Here is an 18409-nt window from a genome sequence, read left to right as displayed (position 1 = left end):
CACCAGTAACCATAGCGCATATACAAAAGAAAGCCCGTTAATAAATATAACGGGCTTTCTTTATCTGATAATACTTACCCAGCCCGAAAATGGGCTTACGCCTGTTTTAATATCGATAACATAGTAATAGGTGCCTGCAGGTAAAGCGGCACCGTTATAAGTGCCATCCCATGCTTTAGGGTAACCAACAGACTGGTAAACCAGGCGCCCATTACGGGTATAAATAAATACGGTACAAGTGGGGTAGTTTAACAAGGCAGGCATGTTCCAGGTATCGTTTATGCCATCGCCATTAGGGGTAAAGGTGTTGTTTTTAATGATCTCGCATTCGGCATCGCTGCGCACCACCATGGTAAGGGCATTTGATTGTATAACCGGGTTTAAAACGCATTTACCACCACTTATTACCGAACAGGTAACCACATCGCCGTTAACAAGTGTATTGCTGGTATAACTTGGCGAACTAATGCCCGAATTTACGCCGTTTATTTGCCATTGGTAATGGGTATTACTGTTAGCAGCATTGGTAGTTGCTGTAAACGTTATAGAACTACCGGGGCAAATAAGCCCGGTGAACGATGGGCTTATGCTGACGGTATTAGTAACCGACGATTGCGTTTGCAACGTTGCCTGGTTAGATACTGCAGATATAGGTGTACAGCCAGGTGTAACGCCATCGGTATTAGTTACTGTACACGTAATTTTATCACCATTTATTAGGGTTTTGCTGCTAAGCGTAGCACTGCTGCCATTAACCACTATCCCGTTAACCTTCCAAACATATTTAGGATTGGTACCGCCGTTGGTAACTGTGGCTTTGTAAGTGATAAGCGAACCATCGCAGGGCACTGCTACTGATGGTGCTATTACTACCAGAGGGTCGGGAGCTTTTGTTACTGTAACTTTAAATTTAATTTCAGCTTTATCATACGCCGGCAAAATATCATCAGTTACCGCTATCACTACATTAACCGGCTGTCCGGCAATTAATAACTGGCCTGGTAAAGGTGATTGTTTAAACTTAAAATTAGCAGAACATTGGCTCGCGGCAGTAAGCCCAGTGGTATAGTCGGCCAAAAACAGAGAACAATCACCGGATATGCTGATGTTAATATCATCATGGGCAGCAACTGTTATAGGGCTTGTTATTACAACAGGTACATCAACACTTTTAGCATTACTTACACTCGTATTATCCACATAGCCCGATACCGGGCCAAGGGTATTTCCTTCGGCTGCAATAATAGTTACTACCCCTGCGGGGGTAACTTTTCTAATGCTGTGGTTAAAGGAGTCGGCCACGTATATATTGCCATTGTTATCAATAGTGATACTTTGAGGGGTATTAAATTTAGCAGCGGTGCCTGTTCCGTTTACAAAGCCTACATCACTTCCTGCAAATACATTACGGTCCCAATTAGGTGTATTTGGCGTAAACTTATAAATAAGATGTGTGGTGGTTGATACAAAAACAGCGCCATGGCCGTCAACAACTATCCCGGCATAACGAGTTAAAAAATCGCGTGTACGGTATAGTGTAGTTACTACTCCTGCAGGCGTGATCTTGCGTAAACTCCTCACATCCTTATTGTCCGAACTGATCACATATAAATTACCATCTGGGCCGAAAGCAAGGCCGCTTATACCACTAAACCTGGCCCCTAACCCTGTACCATCATTACCGGGTAAATCATTGGCGAAACGGGTACCCGCAAATACTGTTGCAGTAATGCCGTCGGGGCTTATTTTTATAATGCGGGTATTATCTGCAGCGTAAACATATCCATTATCATCAACAGCTATAGCTGTGGCATCAAACGGATCGGTATTGTTAAGGTCGTCTATTGCATTAAAGGCAAAGGTAGTAACAACGCCATCGGGTGTAATTTTGCGGATATTAAAATTTAGTTTATCAATTACATAGGTATTGCCATTTCTCGGGTCGGCTGTAATGCCGAACAAGGCCGAACCAAACCTGGCATTTTTACCTTTGCCATCAACGTTACCCGCAGCCAGCCCACCTGCAACTGTGGTTACCCGGCCAGTAGCTCCATCAATTTTACGGATAGCCTTATTGCCAAGGTCAGATATATATAAATCGCCTGTTATATTATCGTAGGTGATACCGGTAGGCTGGTTAAATTCAGCATTCAGTGGGTCGGCAGGGTCGGGGCCATAGCCTGCCTTTACAGTAACCTTTTGCGGCCCTATATCAGCACAGGCAAATACATTATTAATTAGTTTAACCACTACCGGTTGAAAGCCTGGGGGTGCAGCAGATACGGTTGCAAGTTCGCCTAAGGTAGCCGTATGGGTTTGGTTGTTGCCTAAAGGCAGTAATATGGTTGGCGGCTTTGGTGTAATGGTGGGGTACTGATACACCACAGGGACCTCTGCAATGGTTAATGTTTGTGAAACATCAGGAGCATCGTCATAAAATGAATTACCATACAAGTGAGCGGTAATGGTTACCGTTCCAGGCCCCAGTATATGTATTTTACCATCGGCTATGCTGGCTATGTTTTCGTCGCTGCTGGTATAAGTAATATCTAAATTAGTAACAGATTTTGGCGGTGAAGCAGTTGCGTTGGGGCTAAAATCGACATCGGTTTCCTTTTTTGCAGGCAAGGGTGGAAAATTGATGGTTTGCGGAATGCGCGTATCATCATTTACCTGCATGTAAACAGTATAGCCCCTGCTGCCATATTCGTTATAGCCAATTACCGAAACCTGGTAAAGGCCCGGCGTTGTAGGGGTGCCGCTTATTTTACCTGTAGTATAGTCAAATGTAAGGCCTGGCGGTAATCCGGCATAATCTATTATTTGAAAGCCGGTCACCGAAATTTTTCTGATCAGGTTATTATTAGCATCCGCTATATAAACATTACCCTTATTGTCTACACATAAGCCGCCGGGGTCTCTCAACGAGGCTTGCCCTAATATACCGTTGCTGTTACCGGGGTTTTCGCTGGTAAGGTTCGTCACTACATAATCCGGTGTTATCCGTCTAACCATCTCTACATCGGTTACATACATAAATCCGTAGTCGTCGATTGTTATTCCGTTGGCATAGCTAAACCTCGCTGACCGGCCTGTGCCTTCCCAGTAACCAAAAAAAGGCTGACCTGCAACAGTAGTAACGGTTGGCCCGGCGCTTATTCCTCTTATATAACTATAATCGGTAACGTACATGTTGCCATCCGGCGATATGGCTAAACCATTAGGTGTAGAAAAAGCAGCATCGGCACCGGGGCCGTCTATATCTATTGGGGTTGCCGGTATTTTACCCCCCGCATAAAGCGTAACATATCCCTGGCTAACTTGCCTTATCAGGCTTTTAAAATTTGACCCATAATCTGTTACATACATGTTGCCAGCGCCATCAATATCTATACCCTGCGGCCCGGCAAAGGTATTATTGGTTTGGGCGGCAGTACCGGGTATCCCCGCATATACACTTACCGCGCCGGCAGGCGTTATCTTTTTTACCGTGTGGTCGCCCACATCGGTTACAAATATATTTCCGTTTTTATCAAACACCATTCGCCAGGGTCTTACCAAATTGGCCGATACAAAGGTGCTAACAACGCCGGTTGCTAAGTCTATCTTACGGATGGAGGCATTGCCAAACTCAACAACATACATAAACTTACCGTCGGGGCTAATTTTTACATCCTGGGGCTTATTAAAAGTTGCGGCAGCTTTTGGTCCGTTATTTTGGCCGGCTGCCCCGGTACCCGCGAAAGTGCTCACCTGGCCGTATACATTGGGCGGTACACGGGGGCTGTTAGGTTTGTATGATGGCAGCAAAGGAGTAATAGGCACATTAACCGTGTAATACTGCTTATCGGGCTGGTTAAATTTGGGGGGCTGTTTTAATGGATCTTCTGTACCGTACTGCGCATAAGCCGGCGTTATTGTTGCAAAGACAACAAAGCAAAATAAAATATAAAAAAGGCTTTTCACTTATGTTAAATCGCGGCTAATCAGCATGAAAGCGGATAATAAATGTAGGCATTTTTTATTAGCTATCAATTAAATAATCAATAGCTCTAATTAATTTGTATACTATAATGCAGCAGGTTGCCCTATTTTATTTTACTGGCTGTTACCCCTTCGAGGGTTATTTTTACAGGGTTAATTAAGCCGTTGGCATCAAAGGTAATTTTATCAATACAAGTTACCCGGTGGTTAGCGTCGGTTTCGGTAAGCGGGCGGCGGTGGTAAATTATATACCACTCGTCCTTGCCCGGTACTTGTATAACCGAGTGGTGCCCGGCGCCCGTAGCAACGGCAGGGTCCTGTTTTAAAACGGTGCCTATTTTTTTAAATGGCCCGTTAATGTTATCGCCTATGGCATAAGCCACGCGATAGTCGGGGCCTGTCCAGCCGCCTTCGCTCCACATAAAGTAATATTTGCCTTTACGGGTAAACATTACAGGGCCCTCTACATAACCTTCGGGTGTAATTTCTTTAAAAGTGCTTCCGTCGGCCATGGGTATAAAGCCGGTGAAATCGGCCTTTAGTTTAGCAATATTGCAATGCTGCCATCCACCATAAATAATGTAATACTGGCCGTCGGCATCTTTAAAAACAAACTGGTCTATAGGTTGCGCGCCATTGTAAAATTTATCAATCAATGGTTTACCTAAATAATCTTTAAAAGGCCCTTCGGGTTTATCGGCAACGGCAACGCCTATACCGCCATATTCCTTATCGCTTTGAATATCATTTGCGCCAAAAAATATGAAGTACTTGCCATCCTTTTTAACGATGGCCGGTGCCCATAATGCGCGCTTTACCCATTTTACATTTGATGAGTCGATGATATTGGCGTGCTTGGTCCAATTAATCAGATCGGGCGATGAAAACGCATCGAAATGCACTTGCTGGTTATACTTGGCCGAATAGGTGGGGTAAACCCAATACTCTTTACCAAAAATGGTAGCCTCCGGGTCGGCATACCAGCCATCAAAAATAGGGTTGCCCGAAGTTGTTTTTTTGGTAGTGTTTTGTGCTGATGCCATTTGCATTATTAATACAGGCAAAAAAATTAAGATAGATGCTTTTTTCATTTTTTTATTTGATCCAGGCTACTAAGTAGCCAACAATTTCTTTTAAATACAAATTCCAGGTAAGCAAAGCTTCGGCGCTTGGTACAATACTCATTAAAGTTACCTCCTGTTTGCCATACATATAATTGCTTGGGTAGGATATTGCGCTTATACCTGCCTTTTTAAATATTAATGCCGCCCTGCGCATATGGAAGGCCGATGTTACCAATAAATACGGCGGCTTTAAACCGGCCTTTTGCAATAGCGGTTTACTATAGGCGGCGTTCTCCAAGGTATTACGAGATCGTGTTTCCATGATTACAGTGCTATCGGCAAAGTTTAATTTTTTAAGCTCGGTTTTCACAAAGGCCGCCTCGGTAAAGCCATCGGGGTTAATATCGGCATTGCCCCCAGTAAATAATATTTTTTGAGCCTTTTTGTTCATGACAAGTTTAGTGGCCTGTATATACCGGTCGGCAGCCCAATTAAAATAACCCTTCCCCTCTTCGTCTTCCGATACAAATCCGCCCAACAAAATTACCGCGCTGTATTGTTTATTATCCGGCTTGTACTTGCCAATATCCCATAGGCGAGCAAATGAATCGGCAAGTAAAGGGTTCGAAAAAACAAACAATGTTATGGTAGCTACAAGAAGCAAGCGATTTTTTCTTTTTTGATTTTTGGTTTTTACTGCAAATATCAATAACACTACAACCCAGGTTAAAGGGTGCAGTAGCAGAGTAAACAACTTAGATAGTATAAAAACCATTGCTTATAAAAGGTGTACAAATTAATGCTTTTTAATTAATAAAGCTTTGTAACCAATATTTTATTACCGGCGTCAGATAGTAATAATGAACCTAAAAAATGAAATATAAATTATTTACCAGCTTTATTTTAAGCGCCCTTGCTGTTGGCGCGTTTGCCCAGCAACAAGGATCTGTAACAACCCCGGTGTCGCTAACCGCTAATCAAAAAAACGAAACAATAGACAGTATTATTACAACGATTAACAATAGGTATGTTTTTAAAGATGTGGCTAAAAAGATAGAAATATACCTGCGCGGCAGGCAATCTAAAAACGCATATGGAAAAATCACTAACGGCGCTGAGTTTGCTCAGACCCTTACTACCGACTTGCAAACCGCCGGTAATGATAAACACCTGCGGGCCGGGTATTTTGCCGAAGAGTTACCGGTTGAAAAAGAACGCGAATTAATGAGCATACCGGCCGAGGAACGCGATGGGCTAAGTAATATGCTGCAACATACCAATTACGGCATCAACAAAATTGATGTACTAAAAGGCAATATTGGCTACATTGATATCGGTGTATTCGTATCGCCGGAATTTGCGGGCGACACCTACGCTGCTATGATGAATTACGTGGCCCACACCGATGCCCTTATCATCGATCTTCGTAAGTGCGGGGGCAGCATGTCGCCTGATGCGATACCTTTTATTTGCAGCTATTTTTTTGAATCGCCGGTGCACTTAAATGATATTTATTACCGTAAAGGCGATAAACTAACCCAATCATGGACATACGCTTATGTGCCCGGCAAAAAATATTTAAATAAACCAATTTATGTATTAACCAGTGGCGCTACATTTTCGGGGGCTGAAGAATTGGCCTACGACCTGCAGAATTTGAAACGCGCCACTATAATAGGCCAGACCACCGGCGGCGGTGCAAATCCTGGCGGCGATATAAGGATAAACAGCCATTTTAGGCTATTTGTACCCGTAGGCCGGGCCATTAACCCTATTACCAAAACAAATTGGGAGCGTGTAGGTGTAAAACCCGACATCATTATGAATACAAAACTGGCCTTATTTAGAGCGCAGCAATTGGCGATGGAAAGCACTATAAAAACCACCAACGAGCAGCAATGGAAAGACGGCCTAACCTGGTTTTTAAAAGAGTTGAATGATAATCAACCTAAATTTAAACCCCTGACTTTTGAACTAAAGGGTTTCGATAAGGCAAAAGAGGTTTATGTGGCCGGGTCGTTTAATGATTGGTCGGCGCAGGCTACTAAGTTGCAACGTGTGGGCAATAAATGGATAGCCAACACCGAAAGCGAACCGGGTAAAATAACCTACAAATTTATAGTTGACGGGCAGTGGATAACCGATCCGGATAATAACCAAACCCAGGTTAATGGGCCGAACACCGATTCGGTTAAAATACTGGAGTAGTTTACCAGCGGATAGTGATGGTGATGAAAAAAGCCCGTGGCATATATGCCCGGGCTTTTATTTTTTTAAACGATGCTTGTTGCAATGCTTATTTTAACATTTTCCATGCCGTACTGCTTCAACACATCGGCGGGTACTCCTGTCCATTTATTTGGCGAGTTGCCTGCATAGCCAAGATCTTTAACCCCCATTTCGCTGCTCCAGAAACCGGATGCGGTTAAATCGCGCATGCGGTTAAAAAAAGCCACACCTTGTGCCATTTCTAATTTGGCCTTTTGCGGGTAAGCTATCAGGTCCAGCAGTTGTGTTTGCTGTGCGCTGCTGCATTTAATAAAGGCATTATTGTAGCGGTTAAGGCATTGCATATCTAACCAGCGCAAACCGCCACGCATAGGCAGCTGATGCTCGGGGATATCCTTTACTATAAACTCAATAAACTCGGGCACCTTAGCATCAGATGCACTGCCCGACTTACCATCCTTAGGTATAATAATATCAGCCAGCACTGTAATGGTGGCCATTTCGTGGTCGGTAAAAAACTTATCGGCCATTAACTTTTTGTCTCGGGCTACTTCAAAGGGCTGCCTGCCTACTGCCGCTTCGGGTGCGTCTTCGGTGGCGGGCGCTTTGTCGCTGGTTTTACAAGCGCCAAGCAGTAAACCTGTTGATAAGGTACCTAAACCAATTGCTTTAAGGGATTCGCGTCTGTTCATGATGCGTTATACATTAAGTTTTTTACGTTGTTGTAATATATATTCTGCGGTACGCATAGATAAGGCCAGGATGGTCCATGTGGCGTTTTTATCGCCTTGCTGTACAAACGGGGCGGCATCAACCACAAAAAGGTTTTTGCAATCGTGCGCCTGGCACCATTTGTTTAAAGCCGACTTTTTAGGATCGTCGCCCATGCGTATAGTACCCACCTCGTGGATGATCTTGCCCGGCGCCTCTAAGCCATAATTGGTTTCGGGGCCTTGCATTTTGCCATAAATAGCACCCATATTGTGTAATATTTCGGCAAAAGTTTCCTGCATGTGCTTGGCCTGGTTTATTTCATCATTGCTCCATTTATAGTGGAAACGCAATACCGGTATACCGTATTTATCTACTACACCGTTAGGGTCAATTTCGCAATAGTTATCCGCGCGTGCTATGGCGGTACCACGGCCGGCCATGCCTACCTGTGTGCCATAAAAGCGGCGATAATCTTCTTTTAAACCTGCGCCATAGCCACCACCGTCTTTCATTTTACCATCGCGGCCCGGTACAACACCGTTCATGTTTTCTATTCCGCTACCAAAACCATACGATGGCATGTGTAAACCACCGCCATACTCGATGTGGTAACCACGCGGGAAATTTAGTTTTTTGTTATCCAACCACCACGGCGAGTAAATGTGAACACTGCCCACACCGTCTTCGTTATAACGCTTGCGGTCCATCAATTGCGGAAGGAAACCGCCTGCGCCCGACCCGGTAGAATCGTGCAAGTACTTGCCTACTACACCGCTGCTATTGGCCAGCCCACCCGGGTGCGCTGCCGATTTAGAGTTTAACAGTATACGTGCCGACTCGCCTGCGCTGGCGCCCAGCACTACTGTTTTGGCATTTACCTGGTACTCTTGCAGGTCTTCTTTATTAACGTAAGATACGCCGGTAGCTAAGCCATTTTTATCGGTGATTATCTCGCGTACCATGGCATTGGTTATTACTTTTAAGTTGCCTGTTTTCATGGCTGGTATAACCAGGCATGATGATGCCGAGAAATCGCCATAAACTTTACAGCTACGGCCACATTGCCCGCAAAAGAAACAAGCACCCCTGTCTTTATTGCCCGGCAAGGCCTCGGTTAAAACCGAACCACGGCCTGGTATAACGGTAACACCTGCTTTTTGCGCGCCCTGTTTAATAAATAATTCGTTTAATCGGGGTTTGGGCGGTGGTAAATAAATACCATCGGGTTCGTTCTCTATATTTTCAACCGTGCCATATATACCTATCAGGCGGTCAACTTTATCATAGTAAGGTTTAACGTCTTCATAGGTAATTGGCCAGTCATCAGTAAGGCCATCTTTAGCCTGAAAATCTAACGGGCCCATCCGCAGGGATATACGCCCCCAGTGGTTGGTACGTCCACCCAGCATACGCGAACGGAACCAGTAAAATTCGGTTTTGTCTTTGGTGGTATAAGGTTCGCCTTCCAACTCCCACCCGCCAAAGGCGGCATCAAAATCACCAAAGGGGCGGGTTACACCAGCACCCCTGCGTGGCGATTCCCACGGCCATTTTAATTGCTGTGAATCTTTAGCCGGGTCAAAGAAAGGCCCCGCCTCCAGCATTAATACTTTAATACCAGCATTGGCTAATACATAGCCGGCCATACCGCCGCCTGCACCCGAGCCAACTATCACCACATCATAGGCGGTGCCTGATTTTTTTATCTGCAAATCGTCCATCTATATCTAAAAAAGTTATTCTATAAATTATAGCCCTACAGTTGTTTTAACGTGATGTTTTTGTAGGCCACCACTGCACCGTGCGATTGCAATGCGATATGCCCTTTAGGGTATTTAGCAAAATCTTTCCAGGTTTTAAATTTGCTATTGTCCAGCAATTGCTGCCATTCCGGGCTGCCCATTTGCACATTTATAACTTCGGTGCCGTTTAGCCAAAAAGTAAGGTGCCCTTTGTCTTTACGTATTTTTGCCTTGTTCCATTGGCCGGCTGGTTTAGCGGCAGTAGCCGGTGCAGCTTTCATATCATATAACGAACCAGCAAGGTGATTGTCTTTTTTATTGTCTTCGGCTTTTTCGTTATCAAGCACCTGCATTTCTATACCGCTTAAATAGGTTGCGCCTAAAGCCGGGTCTTCGTGCACGCCAAAAATAATACCGCTGTTGCCGCCTTCGGCTATTTTCCACTCCAGGCTTAATTCATAGTTTTCATACTCGCCATCGGTTACCAGGTCGGCCTGTCCCGGTGCAGCAGGGTCTAATTGTAAGGCACCGTCAACTACCTTCCACGGGCCTGCATCTTTACCTAAATAGGCATGCCAGCCGGTAGTGGTTTTACCGTCGAATAGTTTTTGTGCCGATGATGAATACGAAAGTGCCGCTACAGCAATTGCGCTTAACAGTAATTTTTTCATGGTATTTAAGTTGTGCAGCGCAATGGTGGCTGCGTTTATAATGTTTGAAAAGTAAATGTAGTATAAATTTTATTTGATAAGCAAGCCACGTTGTTATCACACCAAAATATTACATTAATGCCTGTTAAACAAAAAGGATAGGCCCGAGGCTACACCAAATTGCATATAAGCATAACTGTCTTCAAAAAATATATTGTAATCATCCTGCCCACGGTAGCCACCGCCCACCAAAAACGATACATTTTGCATAAACGGAAACTGGTAATAATATTTAAGGCTTACGTTCAATCGCTTTTTTAGGTTAAGCGCATTGTAACCGTTGTACTTATCGGCTATGTAAGTAAAATCAAATTGCAGGCGCTGCCAGTTATTTACTACCTGTTGTTTAGGGTCAACAGCATCCGGGTATTTTTTGGCGATATTATAAATGTAACCGCCGTTTAAACGTATCCAGCCGTATTTGCCGGGTAAGCCGTACGCCGCGCCGGTACCAAACAAACCCGAGTGTACCTCTAATGCAAGCGACCGGTACTGATCGGTAATTATTTTGGAGTGATCTACCCGTTTACCATTTACATAGGTAAGTGTATAAAAATTTGTGCTGAATTTGCCGCTATCGCGATTAAAGCTACCATCGGGCATTACGGTTGGCCCGCGTATACCGTTGGAGTGATGGGTGTATGATAACGATAGATATTGCGGTTTGTAGGTATCGCGGTTAACGCGGTAATACAGCGTGCCGTTAGGCATATAACTGGGCGATTTTACCGGTGCGCCGCGTGCTGATAACAGGCGCAGCTTTACCCTTGCCTCTACATCAAAAAAGAAACGCGATTTTGGTGTATTGAACATTACAAAATTGGCAGTAATATCGCCTACCAACATGGTTTTTAGGGGCTGAAAAAGCTCTTGCCCAAAAAAGGAGGGGCGCAGGTTTTGCAGATAAATATTATTAAAATCGCGGTTAATGCGGCGGGTTGCAATGGTTGCCGTATCGGTGGTATCTGCTAAAGCTTGTTTTTGCGCGTAACCATTTAAGGTAGCAAGTAGCAGGGCCGCAACAAAATAATATACTTTTAAAGCACGTAATAAGTGTTTCACCATAACTTTATAACCCGCATAGGTACCGCTCAAAAGTACGAGATAGTTGCAGATAATGAAGTAAACATCGTTTAAAACGCTAAAAATTTATATCTTGCAGACATACGTATTAAGAACAGAGTGACTTTCCAGGAATTTAATTTCAACGAACAATTATTAGAAGGCGTTTTAAGCATGGGTTACACCCAGGCAACCCCCATACAAGAGATGACCATACCGGTTATAATGAATGGCGACGACCTTATAGCCTGCGCGCAAACAGGAACAGGCAAAACAGCATCATACCTATTGCCGGTATTAAACTATATTAGCAATACACACAACCACCATACCACCGCGCTGGTGCTTGCCCCCACGCGAGAGCTTGCCCAGCAGATAGACCAGCAGGTAGAGGGGCTGGCCTATTTTACCGGCGTTAGTTCGCAGGCGGTATTTGGCGGGGGCGATGGCATGGCTTACGAGCAGCAGCGCCGCGGTATACAAAACAATGTAAATATTATTATAGCCACTCCGGGCAGATTAATAGCCCACCTAACGTCGGGTGTATTAAAGCTTGATAAAATAACCCACCTGGTATTGGACGAGGCCGACCGTATGCTGGATATGGGTTTCCAGGACGATATTATGCGCATAATAGGCTATCTGCCTAAAAAGCGCCAGACACTATTATTTTCGGCAACTATGCCGGGCCGCATACGCACACTGGCAAAGGCTATATTAACAAACCCGCAGCAAATAAACATTGCTATATCGCAGCCTGCTGCCGGTATAGACCAACAGATATACCGCCTGCACGACGGACAAAAAACACCTTTGCTAAAAATGCTTTTAAAAGATGGAGGGTATTTAAGCTCTATTATTTTTGCATCGCGTAAAGAGATCGTAAAATCGCTTTATAAAGAACTGAAACATGCCCATATTGAAGTGGCAGCTTTCCATTCCGACCTGGCACAATCAGAAAGAGAAGAGATATTACTGCGCTTTAAAAACAAAAAGCTACCGGTTATTATTGGTACCGACGCGCTTTCGCGTGGTATTGATGTAGAAGGGATTGACCTGGTGGTAAACTATGATGTCCCCGGCGACCCAGAAGATTATGTACACCGTATTGGCCGTACCGCGCGCGCCGCTACAACAGGTACTGCAATAACCTTTGTAAACGACCGCGACCTAAAAAGGCTTAAAAGCATTGAGCAATTAATAGATAAACCCATAACGCAAAAAGAGCTGCCCGAAGTACTGGCAGGCATTGAGCACGTGCGCGAAGAACGGCCGGCAGGCGGCGGTGCCCGCCGCGATCAACGCCGTGGGCCTAAGCGTTTTGGCAATAATAAACCATCGCGCCCGGCATCTAATTAAACCATTGTAATTTTATTGTGTCTGTTTGTTTTGTATTGCGTAATGCTTTACATTTACACCAACCAATTAAATCTATTTTTACCATGACTTCCAGACGTTCGTTCTTAAAGACCACATCGGTTCTTTCGGCAGGCCTTTTAATGGCCCCTAATTTATTCGCCCGTAATAAAAAATATATAGGCTTACAGTTATATACTGTACGCGATGCAATGCAAAAAGACCCAACGGGCACTTTGGCTAAAGTTGCCAAAGTAGGGTTTAACTCGGTAGAAGGTGCAACCTATACCGGCACACAAAAATTTTACGGCATGGAGCCGGCAGAATTTTCGAAGGTATTAAAAGGTAATGGCTTAATAATGCCAAGCGGGCACTATATGTTAGGCGAAGGTATGGCCAATGCCAAAGGTACTATAACTAACGACTGGGAAAGAGCGGTTAACGATGCTGCCAATGTTGGTTTAAAATACATGGTTTGCGCCTATTTATTAGATAGCGAGCGCGGAACCTTAAGCCATTACCAGGAAACTGCTGAGAAATTAAACAAAGCCGGCGAAATTTGCGCGAGCGCAGGTATACAGCTTTGCTACCATAACCACGATTTTGAATTTGCTACCCAGGACGGACAGTACCCATACGAGATATTGTTAAACAATACCGACTCGAACCTGGTAAAAATGGAAATGGATATCTATTGGATATACCGTGCCAAACAAGATCCGTTAGCGTTGTTCCAGAAATATCCGGGCCGTTTCCCGTTATGGCACGTAAAGGACATGGATAACACCCCTAAGCAAATGTTTACCGAAGTAGGTAACGGCGTTATTCCGTTTAAAAATATATTTAAACATGCTAACGAAGCAGGTTTAGAGTATTTCTTTAACGAGCAGGATATTTGCCCAGGCGATCCGTTTGATAGCATTACAAAAAGCTATAGCTACATTAAATCAAACCTGGCATAATTACAACCAGCGTAAAATATCAGCCGGATCAGTATATGGTCCGGCTTTTTTTGTACACTGGCCTAATTGATAACTAAGAGGCGGTTACCTGTTGTACATGGGCAGCTACATCGTCTATCAGCGCAGCTAATTTAATAATGCGCTCGTGCCCGGCATTGTTATAATTAGTGGTTTGGATGCCTGGGTTATTAGTTAAAAATTCATGTAAATACGAATAAGGTAAAAGTATGTCGTGCTCATCATAGGCTAACCAATGGTTAAGGCCAGCATCAAATTTATAAAGCTGGTTAAGATTATAATAAGATGCCGGCACACTGTAACGTTCTTTAAAACTTTCTAAAAACAGGTTTTGCGCCTCTGGGGCAACCTCAGCTGCTGTCATGCTGGCTATAAAGTTTTCCTGTAGTAAAATAAAAGGAGTAATGCTAATTAACAATTTAGGGGTAGCGCCAGCCTGTTGTAAAGCCAGCACATTGGCCATTGCCCCAAACGAGTGCCCAATGACTACATCTGGTGAGCCATACTTTTCTATAACACCCTTAACTCCGGCCACAAATAGCAACAGGTTTGATAGCTCTCCATCCGAGCTTCCGCAAGCAGGCGCATCAAATGCCAGTATGGTTAAATCGGGGTTTTGTTGAAGGGCGGTTACCATCTCGGTAAAGTCTGCCGCTTTTGATCCCCAACCATGGCTTATTAAAACAGTGGTTTTGCCCTGCCCCCATTTAAAGCCCCTAATGGTTAAGGGTTGGTGAGTAAAGTACTCGTCGTTAACAACAAAATCAAATTTTTCAGCCTCGTCTATCAATTGCTGCTGGTGAAGGCGCAAGGGCATTTTAGGCGGGTAGCAAATTAGTTGCCAAAGTAATTCTGTTAGCTCAGCAGCAGGCGCCATTGCTGAAGATTTAACCTGGGCAACAATTTGTTTTAATTTTTTCATATTGGGTATACCAAAGCTAAATAATTTATGTAGCTTGAGTTAAATTTATAAGATTGAACTTTAGGCGTTTACAATGTACATATAATTAAAGCCGAAACTTTTTAATAACATCACAATACATTGAAATTTGCCATACACTCGCGCAGCATGAAAAAACTGGTGGTTATCACAGCGCTTTTTTTGCTGTCGTTATTATGTTTAGTTAGGGCGCCTACCTATCATTTATGGTTATTGGCCATAGCCGTGACGGAGTTCCCGCTCATATTTGCGGCTATAGTTACCATGGGTATCCTCGCGGTAATATGGCTGCAAAAATTTCAGAAAGTTTTTTTAGGAATTAGCGTTATTACTCTACTTGTTTTTTTATCCCCAGTGATAAGGGCATTCAGGGTTGCCGATAAACTTGAAGAGCGTTTTAACAAGGCGTTTGGCTTAACTACAGATATGAACAAGGCCGATTCGCCTTTTGATCTATTCAGAGTATTCTTTAGTTCCGAGGCTACAGTAACCTACCGTAGGTTAACTTACACCAATACCACCATACACTTAACGCTTGATTTTTACCCCTCGCAAATAGCCGGCAACAAGCCTTGCGTAATAGTAATACATGGCGGATCCTGGAGTAGTGGCGATAGCCAGCAACTGCCCGAGCTAAACAGCTATCTGGCTAACAGGGGCTATAATGTGGCATCGGTTAATTACCGTATGGCACCAAAATACAAAAGCCCCGCCCCTGTTGAAGATGTTGCACAGGCGGTTACCTATCTGCGTAGTCACGCCAATAGTTTAAAAATAGATACCAATAATTTAGTGATACTGGGCCGCTCGGCGGGGGCGCAAATAGCCTTGCTGTATGCCTATACTCAGCACAACCAAGGGGTTAAGGGGGTAATAGATTTTTACGGCCCTGCAGATATGGTTTGGGGCTATTCGGCACCGGCTAACCCTTGGGTAATGGATTCGCGAGGGGTGATGGAACGTTACTTAGGGGGTACTTATGGTGCTGTTCCGCAAAATTATAAAGCCAGCTCACCTATCGAATACGTTAGCCCCAACAGTGTGCCTACTTTAATCATACACGGCGATAATGATGTGCTGGTAGCACCAGAGCATAGCCGCCGCTTAAACGATAAGCTGGCACAAAACGGTGTACCGCATTATTATTTAAGGTTACCCTGGGCAACACACGGGTTTGATTATAACCTAAACGGCCCTGGTGGCCAGCTATCTACCTATTGTGTAGAACGGTTTTTGGCGCTAACATGCCATACTACCTACAAACCCGAGTAATAATCGTACCCTTGCTCGGCCCAGTAATCGGGCGGGCGCTTATTGCTAAAAGTAATACTACCAATACGCTTTAAATTTTTTATGCCATATTTTACCGGGATAATAAGCCTTAGGGGTGCACCATGTTTTGGTGGCAATGGCCCGGCATTTACCTCGTAGGCCAATAGGGTTTGCGGGTGCATGGCGCTGGGCGTATCCAGCCCAACATAGTATTTATTATCCGGTGTAGCCAGGCCAACATAATCGTATTCGGTTTGGTCGTCTAACTTAAAATGAGCCACAAAATCGCTGAATTTTACGCCTCCCCAATATTGTATCTGGTCCCAGCCCTCTACGCATTTAAAATCGTATACAATCTCTGTTTTAGGCAGGGCCTTTATTTGATTAAGGGTAATGTTAAGCACCTCGCCGTTATGTTTTTTTACCTGTAATTGCCAATCGGCAGGCGGCGCACCTGCCGAACCGATATCGCTGTTGTGGCGTACCACCTTTGCGGCCCGCTCTTTAGGATATGTTTTCACCAGGTGATTATTGCTAAAGAAATTACGGAGGAACAGTTCCGTTTTATTGAGCGCCCTGCGCAGCGGGGCCTTGGCCCCGGCGGTTGCAGTACTTATTTCTTTAGGAGCCGTATACAGCCATCGCCAGCCACCATAAGCGGCACCCGATAGCACCGCGAAGGTACCGAACGATAAAAAGGTACGCCTCTTTATCTTCTGCTCAATAGTGAGGGGTTGTTTTACCTTATTTTTTTTCATCGCTTGCTGTTGCTTGGGTAACTGTTTTGGCGGGCTCGTTCACCACCTCGAAACCGGTAATAACCGATTGGAAATTTCGCCAGCCGGCTAATATTACCTGTATAATGTGTATCAAAAAGAAAAGTACGTAGCCAATAGTAAGTACAAAATGTATAACGCGTGCTGAATGGTAACCGCCGCAGAGCCAGGTAAGCGTGTTAAACTGTACTGGTTTATAAATGGCCAGCCCGGTAATTAACGAACTAAACCCCATTACAATAATGGCGCTATAGGCAATACGCTGTGCCGCATTGTATTTATTTTGAGGCGGTGCCATTTTACGGATATGCAGATCGTGCAGTACTACCAGCCAGGCCTCTTTAAACGAATGGCGGTTGGGCACCAGTTGCCGCCACGAGCCGGATATAAGCGTATATAAAACGTAAAAGATACCATTAAGCGTAAAAAACCACATAAAGAAAAAGTGGAACGACATGCCCTCGGCTAAGCGGCGCGGAATATGCAGTGCCTGGTAAAAACCTTCCGAAAAAAACCGGTAATAGGTATGGCCAAACAGTTTAATGCTGTACTCGTCGTTAGCCCAATATATAAGCAGTCCGCTCCATATCATAATAGTAAGCAGTGGGAAATTTACCCAATGGAACCACCGCATGGCTAAGGAATGTTTCTCTTTAATTACTTTCATATAGTTAGGGGCATGTACATTATAAAGTTAGCTATTAATTATTAATTGCTTGCCATGGTTGCCGCGGCAATAGCCACGCGCGATGCCGCAGTAATTTGGCCTGTGTTGGTGTTTTGCACTAACCCTATAACCTCCCAACCCTGCGCTATAAAATCATCAGGTAGTGATAGGTCGGCTTGGCCGGTTTTGTCTTTATCAAGTGCTACGGTTTTAATACCGCGCACTATCTGTACATGCGATAATGTGCGCCCGCTGTTTTCCCCGTTCTTTACTTTGGTAGTAGCATTTTTTTGTATGAGCGCTAAAAGCAGGGTAGTGTTTTGGGCTGCGCCTTCGGTTGTGTATTTGATGGTAGCCTTATGTTTATCTACCGTTAAGTTTTGCAAGGATAATTGCACTGTAGGGGTTTTGTTTAAGTTACTGGTTATGGAATTGCGCAAGGTGCCTTGTGCCGAGCCTACCATTTCGGTGCTTCCATTTACAACGGCTTGTGGGGTATAAACGCCGTTAAGCTTTAACCATTTGGCATATGCCCCCTGCCTGTGGCTGTAATCGGCGCTGCTAAAAACATCTTTCCAACCCAGTCGGTTCCAATAATCTACATGGTAGGCAAGTATGTAAACAGGTCTACCGGCGCTCTCTTTTTGTATGCGCGCCACCAATTCATCGGCCGGCGGGCAGCTGGAGCAACCTTCAGATGTAAATAGTTCTATAACAGCAAAGCCTTTGTCGACTGTCGTATGATTGTTTTTGATAACAAACGCGGCTGAAACCATCCCGGTTATTACCAGGCATATGGCTAAAGCGCTTATTTTTATTGATCGCATGATTTTAATATTTAACCGTTAGTCGGCATATAAACTAAATCCTTACAAAAATTTTATATTTATAAAAGTAGATATAAGGCAGCTTA

General features: G+C 44.3%; 15 protein-coding genes. 4 read left to right on the top strand and 11 right to left on the bottom strand.

The features are described 5' to 3' along the window. Positions 1 to 60: 60 nt before the first annotated feature. The 3 genes from FFF34_012095 to FFF34_012085 all read right to left on the bottom strand — a co-directional run bounded on the left by FFF34_012095 (position 61) and on the right by FFF34_012085 (position 5823). A complete protein-coding gene (locus FFF34_012095) occupies positions 61 to 3966 on the bottom strand; it encodes a T9SS type B sorting domain-containing protein (GenBank protein ID TSD64642.1) in 3906 nt (1301 codons plus the stop codon). 122 nt (positions 3967 to 4088) lie between these two features. Further along, positions 4089 to 5075, bottom strand: coding sequence for a family 43 glycosylhydrolase (locus FFF34_012090; GenBank protein TSD64641.1), 987 nt, complete (start codon positions 5073 to 5075; stop codon positions 4089 to 4091). A gap of 4 nt (positions 5076 to 5079) precedes the next feature. Then, positions 5080 to 5823, bottom strand: a complete 744-nt coding sequence (locus tag FFF34_012085; protein TSD64640.1) for a YdcF family protein — start codon at positions 5821 to 5823, stop codon at positions 5080 to 5082. Between the two features lie 98 nt (positions 5824 to 5921). On the opposite strand from FFF34_012085, the gene FFF34_012080 reads away from it, so the two are divergent. Continuing rightward, positions 5922 to 7256 (top strand): hypothetical protein, encoded by a 1335-nt coding sequence (locus tag FFF34_012080; protein TSD64639.1) that lies wholly within the window; start codon positions 5922 to 5924, stop codon positions 7254 to 7256. Positions 7257 to 7321: 65 nt separating this feature from the next. Here FFF34_012080 and FFF34_012075 read toward each other — a convergent pair whose 3' ends face one another. The 4 genes from FFF34_012075 to FFF34_012060 form a co-directional block, all read right to left on the bottom strand. Then, positions 7322 to 7969 carry a gluconate 2-dehydrogenase subunit 3 family protein gene (locus FFF34_012075; GenBank protein ID TSD64638.1) on the bottom strand — a complete coding sequence of 216 codons (648 nt, stop codon included), beginning with the start codon at positions 7967 to 7969 and terminating at the stop codon, positions 7322 to 7324. A gap of 6 nt (positions 7970 to 7975) precedes the next feature. Continuing rightward, positions 7976 to 9712 (bottom strand): GMC family oxidoreductase, encoded by a 1737-nt coding sequence (locus FFF34_012070; protein TSD64637.1) that lies wholly within the window; start codon positions 9710 to 9712, stop codon positions 7976 to 7978. A 35-nt stretch (positions 9713 to 9747) separates the two neighbouring features. After that, positions 9748 to 10404: a DUF1080 domain-containing protein gene (locus FFF34_012065; GenBank protein ID TSD64636.1), complete on the bottom strand. Its 657-nt coding sequence runs from the start codon at positions 10402 to 10404 to the stop codon at positions 9748 to 9750. A 114-nt stretch (positions 10405 to 10518) separates the two neighbouring features. After that, positions 10519 to 11508, bottom strand: coding sequence for a hypothetical protein (locus FFF34_012060; protein ID TSD64635.1), 990 nt, complete (start codon positions 11506 to 11508; stop codon positions 10519 to 10521). A 171-nt stretch (positions 11509 to 11679) separates the two neighbouring features. On the opposite strand from FFF34_012060, the gene FFF34_012055 reads away from it, so the two are divergent. Both FFF34_012055 and FFF34_012050 read left to right on the top strand, forming a co-directional pair. Beyond that, positions 11680 to 12864 carry a DEAD/DEAH box helicase gene (locus tag FFF34_012055; protein TSD65062.1) on the top strand — a complete coding sequence of 395 codons (1185 nt, stop codon included), beginning with the start codon at positions 11680 to 11682 and terminating at the stop codon, positions 12862 to 12864. 83 nt (positions 12865 to 12947) lie between these two features. Continuing rightward, complete coding sequence (locus FFF34_012050) at positions 12948 to 13823, top strand: sugar phosphate isomerase/epimerase (GenBank protein TSD64634.1); 876 nt, start codon at positions 12948 to 12950, stop codon at positions 13821 to 13823. 73 nt (positions 13824 to 13896) lie between these two features. Here the strand turns inward: FFF34_012050 and FFF34_012045 are convergent, their stop codons facing one another. Further along, a complete protein-coding gene (locus FFF34_012045) occupies positions 13897 to 14763 on the bottom strand; it encodes an alpha/beta hydrolase (GenBank protein ID TSD64633.1) in 867 nt (288 codons plus the stop codon). A gap of 147 nt (positions 14764 to 14910) precedes the next feature. On the opposite strand from FFF34_012045, the gene FFF34_012040 reads away from it, so the two are divergent. After that, on the top strand, positions 14911 to 16053 hold the full coding sequence (locus FFF34_012040) for an alpha/beta hydrolase (GenBank protein TSD65061.1): 1143 nt from the start codon (positions 14911 to 14913) through the stop codon (positions 16051 to 16053). Here FFF34_012040 and FFF34_012035 read toward each other — a convergent pair. The 3 genes from FFF34_012035 to FFF34_012025 form a co-directional block, all read right to left on the bottom strand. Continuing rightward, a complete protein-coding gene (locus FFF34_012035) occupies positions 16038 to 16811 on the bottom strand; it encodes a molybdopterin-dependent oxidoreductase (GenBank protein ID TSD64632.1) in 774 nt (257 codons plus the stop codon). The genes FFF34_012040 and FFF34_012035 overlap by 16 nt on opposite strands. Then, positions 16798 to 17463 (bottom strand): thiosulfate reductase, encoded by a 666-nt coding sequence (locus tag FFF34_012030; protein ID TSD65060.1) that lies wholly within the window; start codon positions 17461 to 17463, stop codon positions 16798 to 16800. Before FFF34_012030 ends, FFF34_012035 begins: the two co-directional genes overlap by 14 nt. 74 nt (positions 17464 to 17537) lie before the next feature. Then, positions 17538 to 18323, bottom strand: a complete 786-nt coding sequence (locus tag FFF34_012025; GenBank protein ID TSD64631.1) for a DUF1223 domain-containing protein — start codon at positions 18321 to 18323, stop codon at positions 17538 to 17540. Between the last annotated feature and the right edge of the window lie 86 nt (positions 18324 to 18409).

The sequence above is a fragment of the Inquilinus sp. KBS0705 genome (genome assembly GCA_005938025.2).
Lineage (GTDB): Bacteria > Bacteroidota > Bacteroidia > Sphingobacteriales > Sphingobacteriaceae > Mucilaginibacter.
The sequence above is the reverse complement of the archived record's forward strand: the minus strand, read 5'-3'. Positions and strand labels throughout refer to the sequence as shown.